Source organism: Nocardia sp. CC227C (assembly GCF_030767025.1).
Lineage (GTDB): Bacteria > Actinomycetota > Actinomycetes > Mycobacteriales > Mycobacteriaceae > Nocardia.
Map to the genome: position 1 here is coordinate 1 of NZ_JASITE010000046.1, position 1,091 is coordinate 1,091.

1 protein-coding gene is annotated in these 1,091 nt (G+C 67.8%); it reads right to left on the reverse strand.

What is annotated here, in order from left to right; translation table 11 throughout:
- On the reverse strand, positions 1-1,091 hold a 1,091-nt coding region (locus QMO76_RS35195; protein ID WP_306365701.1), incomplete at both ends, for an acetoacetate--CoA ligase.

Sequence of the window (1,091 nt, forward strand, 5' to 3'; positions counted from 1 at the left end):
ACTTCGAGTTTCTTGCCGGTGCGGGTGTGGGGGATGGCGGGGGCGGCGATGATCTCGTCGGGTATGTGTCGGGGGGAGAGGTGTTCGCGTATGGCGGTGTTGATGCGGTGTTCGAGGTCGTCGTCGAGGTCGGTGCCGTGGGTGAGGACGACGAACAGGGGCATCCAGTAGCCGCCGTCGGGTTGTTCGATGCCCAGGACGAGGGATTCGGTGATCTCGGGGAGGGCTTCGACGGCTTGGTAGATGTCGGCGGAGCCCATGCGGATGCCGTGGCGGTTGAGGGTGGAGTCGGAGCGGCCGTGGACGATGGTGCTGCCGTGGTCGGTGATGGTGATCCAGTCGCCGTGGCGCCAGATGCCGGGGTAGGTGGTGAAGTAGGCGTCGTGGTAGCGCGAGCCGTCGGGGTCGTTCCAGAACCGGACGGGCATCGAGGGCATGGGTGCGGTGATGACGAGTTCGCCGACCTCGCCGTGGACGGGGTGGCCGTGGTCGTCGTAGGCGGCGACGGCGGCGCCGAGGTAGGGCACCGATAGTTCGCCGGGCCAGACCGGGACAGTGGGTACGCCGCCGAGGAAGGCGGAGACGACGTCGGTGCCGCCGCTGATGGAGGTGACGGGGATGTGGTCGCCGAGGTGGTCGCGTAGCCACAGTGCGGAGGACGGTGGTAGGGCCGAGCCGGTGATGCCGATGCTGCGCAGGGTGGTCAGGTCGTGGTCGCGCCCGGGGTGGGTGTCGGCTTTGGCGCAGGCCAGGATGTAGCCGGGGCTGGTGCCGAGCACGGTGGTGGCGGTGGTGGCGGCGAGGTGGAACAGGGTGTCGGTGCCCGGGTGGGTGGGGCTGCCGTCGTAGCAGACGATGGTGGCGCCGACGAGGAGTCCGGCGATCTGGAAGTTCCACATCATCCAGGAGGGGCTGGTGTACCAGAAGAAGGTGTCGGTGGGGCCGATGTCGGTGTGCAGGGCGATGGCTTTGAGGTGTTCGAGCAGCACGCCGCCGTGGCCGTGGACGATGCCTTTGGGTTTGCCGGTGGTGCCCGAGGAGTACAGCACCCACAGGGGGTGATCGAAAGCCACCGACTCGGTGACGAATTC